The sequence below is a fragment of the Planktotalea arctica genome (genome assembly GCF_002105285.1).
GTDB classification, from domain to species: Bacteria; Pseudomonadota; Alphaproteobacteria; order Rhodobacterales; family Rhodobacteraceae; genus Planktotalea; species Planktotalea arctica.
Genome location: NZ_MUHR01000048.1, coordinates 1 through 4,270, shown reverse-complemented (window position 1 = coordinate 4,270; position 4,270 = coordinate 1). Strand labels below are relative to the sequence as shown.

The 4,270-nt window shown below is 56.3% G+C and carries 4 protein-coding genes; 2 read left to right on the top strand and 2 right to left on the bottom strand.

The window, feature by feature from the left end; all coding sequences use genetic code 11:
• On the bottom strand, positions 1-173 hold a 173-nt coding region (locus tag B9P63_RS19680), incomplete at its 3' end, for a TadE/TadG family type IV pilus assembly protein (RefSeq protein WP_176219214.1).
• A complete protein-coding gene (locus tag B9P63_RS18830; RefSeq protein ID WP_085308223.1) occupies positions 170-1,579 on the bottom strand; it encodes a TadE/TadG family type IV pilus assembly protein in 1,410 nt (469 codons plus the stop codon). The genes B9P63_RS19680 and B9P63_RS18830, both read right to left, overlap by 4 nt.
• Before the next feature lie 341 nt (positions 1,580-1,920).
• Between B9P63_RS18830 and B9P63_RS18825 the strand changes: the two genes are divergently transcribed.
• Both B9P63_RS18825 and B9P63_RS18820 read left to right on the top strand, forming a co-directional pair.
• Positions 1,921-3,351: a Glu/Leu/Phe/Val family dehydrogenase gene (locus B9P63_RS18825; RefSeq protein WP_085308224.1), complete on the top strand. Its 1,431-nt coding sequence runs from the start codon at positions 1,921-1,923 to the stop codon at positions 3,349-3,351.
• A 162-nt stretch (positions 3,352-3,513) separates the two neighbouring features.
• On the top strand, positions 3,514-4,270 hold a 757-nt coding region (locus B9P63_RS18820), incomplete at its 3' end, for an FAD-dependent oxidoreductase (RefSeq protein WP_139816305.1).

Below are 4,270 nucleotides of genomic sequence, written 5' to 3'. Positions count from 1 at the left end.
ATCGCAATGTCCAGGCCGCGTTCCAGCAAAGTTTGCCGGATCGTGATGACCCCCATTTCGATGCTCGATGTGAGGATCAGGATAAAAACCGGAAACACCAGAGCAAATTCGACTGTGACGTTGCCGCGCTCGGCACGGCGAAAGCGGCGGAGTGTGTTCAGAAGCTGTTTCATTGTGTGAGCCTCAGTTGGTTGATCTGGCGCGCAATTGCGTCAAATGCTTCGGAAATTTCGACGCCTTCCACACGGAAGAAATGGCTTGGCGAGGAGGCGCAGTCTTTCATGATGTCCGCGCCGTGATCATTTACCTCGAAGCCGATGGACCAGATGACGATGCCATCATCTTTGGCCGCTTCGCACACGCTCGCCATCAAATCATCGCCATAGGACCCCCAGTACTTTGTCGAGTAGTAGTGGTGATGCTGGTTCGAGCGCACGTAGCGGTTCAGATAGTTGATGATACCCCAATTGCTCCAGTGGGCGTAATCGGAGGGGCTGTCGTAGGCCCAATCCTGAACGCGGTAGGACGAAGTGTTCACGCCGTCAGTCATCAGAACGATGGTTTTTAGCGTTTCCACATCATCGAACGCGGCCGGACGATCGGCAAAGTCGCTATCGGCGTCGCCGGAGGCGACCAATTGGGTCACGACGGAGTTGAAGCTTGGATCAAGCGTGGCAGCGGCCCATTTCATTCCCATGAAAATATGGGTGTTGCCGCTTGGCTGAAGCTGGTTGATCTGGTTTTTCAGAGCGGTGGAGTCTTCGCTGAAGACAGTGATGTCGGCCCAATCTTCAACCGGGCATTGAAAACCCCAGCTGTCGTAGAGGCGTGTGTGCTGCATTTGCTTGTAGGTCTTGGAGAAGTTGAGACCGGACTGCTCGAACTCGTAATCGTCAAATTCGATACAGTGCGAAAAGCCATGCTGCGTTGTCACGTTCAGCTCGTTGTAGATTTCAGAGCCTGCGCTGACGTGTTCATCATAGGGAATGATATTGACCGAGATCAGGCCCTGATTGGTGGGCTTGAGCACCGTGTCGATAAAGGTGCGCGACGCGGTCTTGAGGCGAGACATGCGGTTGTTGCTTCCCATGGAACCGGACACGTCGAGGACCATCGAAATCTCGACATTCGAAATGCGTTCTTCAGCGACACCGGAGGCGGTCGCGCTTAGCGTGTCGACGCCGGAAAGTTTCATGAAGGCGGTGGTGGTGATCGACTGGGCCTCGGCTCCGACGGTCTTGTAGTTGATGCCTTCATCGACTGTGACACTGGACAAGAAGTCCTCAAGGCCAGCCGCTTCGAAGTAATCATTCACAACAGTTTGCGGGGCTTGTTGCTGATCAAGATCGGCAGCCGCCAAAATGGCGCGGTCCAGCGTATGTTGCAAAACGGTTCTATCACGCTCCGAGCGCATAAGGTCTACCCCGATGCCCCCCATCGTGATGATCATCAAAACCATGAAGACTGCAAAGATGACCAAGCTGCCTTCCTCGTCGTCCTTGAACTTTTTAAAGGGAGCGCGCCTTTCAGCGTTACCCTTATTCGGCACGTGGCCGTTAAGGCGGAATTTGTCGCGCATCTTGATCGGTCCTTTCCGTTTCGCCCCTAACGCAACACACACTTGGGGCGGAATTTGTCCCGCTCAGATGTGCGCTGGGCTTGTGGCGAAAATGGGGCAGGAAACGGGAGATACCGTGCCCGATTTGACCGGTTCACGGACAATGGCGCTGAAACGAATCAAATTGTTTCTAAATCGCAAGTGAATTTCAGGCTTCGGTGACGCAAAGCCCGAATCCTGCGTCAAGTTCGGCCAAATTCGCTGTGAGCGGTCTGTTTTTGGTCGCACGCGTTAACGATATCGTCATAGGCTTGATCTAGCGGTGTCGCCATCACGCAGGCACTGCAATACGGGAGAAGTTCATGAGCACTACAAACGAGCCGAGTTTTCGCGAAAGCGTTGATCTGATGTTTAACCGCGCCGTCGCGCTGCTGGATTTGCCGCCGGGGCTCGAAGAGAAGATCAGGGTTTGCAATGCGACCTATACCGTGCGCTTTGGCGTGCGCCTGCGCGGAAAAATCGAAACGTTTACCGGATATCGCTCGGTTCACTCGGAACATATGGAGCCAGTTAAAGGCGGCATTCGCTTTGCGATGGGCGTCAATCAGGACGAGGTCGAGGCGCTGGCAGCGCTGATGACGTATAAATGTGCTCTGGTCGAAGCTCCCTTTGGTGGCTCCAAGGGCGGGTTGCGCATTGATCCGCGCCAATACGACGAACATGAGTTGGAGCTGATTACGCGCCGCTTTGCCTATGAGCTGATCAAACGTGATCTGATTGATCCGGCGCAGAACGTTCCGGCCCCCGATATGGGCACGGGCGAGCGCGAGATGGCATGGATCGCCGATCAATACGCGCGCATGAACACCTCTGACATCAACGGCAAGGCCTGTGTGACCGGTAAGCCGCTAAATGCGGGCGGCATCGCCGGACGCGTCGAGGCGACGGGCCGCGGCGTGCAATACGCGCTGCGCGAGTTCTTCCGCGATGATCTAGATCTGAAGAAAGCGGGCCTTACGGGCACGCTCGAGGGCAAACGCGTCATCGTGCAGGGCCTGGGCAATGTGGGCTATCACGCGGCGAAGTTCCTGCGCGAAGAGGACGGCGCACAAATTATCGGTATCATTGAACACGACGGCGCACTCTTTGATGAAAAAGGTCTGGACGTGGAAGCTGTGCATGGCTGGATCACCAAACACGGCGGCGTCAGCGGCTATCCCGATGCCCGCGGCCATGAAGATGGCGCAGCGGTGCTGGAATCCGATTGCGATATCCTGATCCCTGCGGCGCTCGAGGGCGTGATCAATCTTGAGAATGCGGACCGCATCAAAGCGAACCTGATCATTGAAGCGGCGAATGGCCCAGTAACCGCTGGTGCGGACGATATTCTACGCGAAAAGGGCGTGGTGATTATTCCGGATATGTATGCCAACGCGGGCGGCGTGACGGTCAGCTATTTTGAGTGGGTGAAGAACCTTAGCCACATCCGCTTTGGCCGCATGCAGCGCCGCCAAGAAGAATCGCGTCACCAGCTGGTCGTGGACGAGTTGGAGCGGTTGAGCAGCGATAAGGGCCTCGGTTGGCAGCTCTCACCTGGTTTCAAAGAGAAATACCTGCGCGGCGCAGACGAGCTGGAGTTGGTGCGCTCGGGCCTCGATGACACGATGCGGATTTCCTATCAATCCATGCGCAAGATCTGGCATGAGCGTGAGGACGTAACCGATCTTCGCACGGCGGCCTATATCGTCGCGATCGAAAAAGTGGCGGCAAGCTACCGCGCCAAAGGCCTCTAGCGGGTTCAAAAGGGACCGCAAGGAAGCACCAACGGCACTGAAGGGGCGCGAAGATGAAGATTTTCGCGCCTTTTGGAAAAAACGACGTGCAATGTCGCTAACACGTTGCGCGCCGCGCGCAAGCCTCGCATATTTCGAAAAGAGATATCCGGGGAGGGGTGCATGCGGTTTTCTGGACTACGCATTCTCAAAGAAGGCCTAACAGGCAATAAAGGCTGGTCGCCCCATTGGCGCGACCCCGAGCCGAAGGCTGAATACGATGCGATCGTGATCGGCGGCGGTGGGCATGGGCTGTCCACGGCCTATTACCTGGCAAAGAACCACGGCATGACGAATATCGCGGTTCTGGAGAAAGGTTACATAGGCGGCGGTAATGTGGGTCGTAATACCACGATTGTGCGCGCGAATTATTTCCTGAACGGGAACTCCGAATTTTACAGCCATTCGCTCAAACTCTGGGAAGGGCTGGAGGAAGACCTGAACTACAACGTCATGCACTCGCAGCGCGGTCTGATCAATCTGTTCCACTCCGATGGTCAGCGCGATGCCTTTGTGCGGCGCGGCAATGCGATGGTCAATCAGGGCGATGATGCAGTGCTGCTGGATACTGCAGGTGTGCGAAAAATACTGCCATACTTGGATTTCGACAATACGCGCTTTCCGATCTACGGCGGTCTGCTGCACCCGCGCGGCGGCACCGCGCGTCATGATGCGGTCGCTTGGGGCTTTGCGCGAGGAGCGGATATGCGCGGCGTTGATATTATCCAGAACTGCGAAGTGACAGGGATCGACATTGAAAACGGGGCTGTTACGGGGGTTCAAACGACGCGCGGCGCGATCAAGTCCAAAAAGATTGGCCTGACCGTCGCGGGGCGCTCTGGGCAACTGGCCGCAATGGCGGGGATGCGCCTGCCGATCG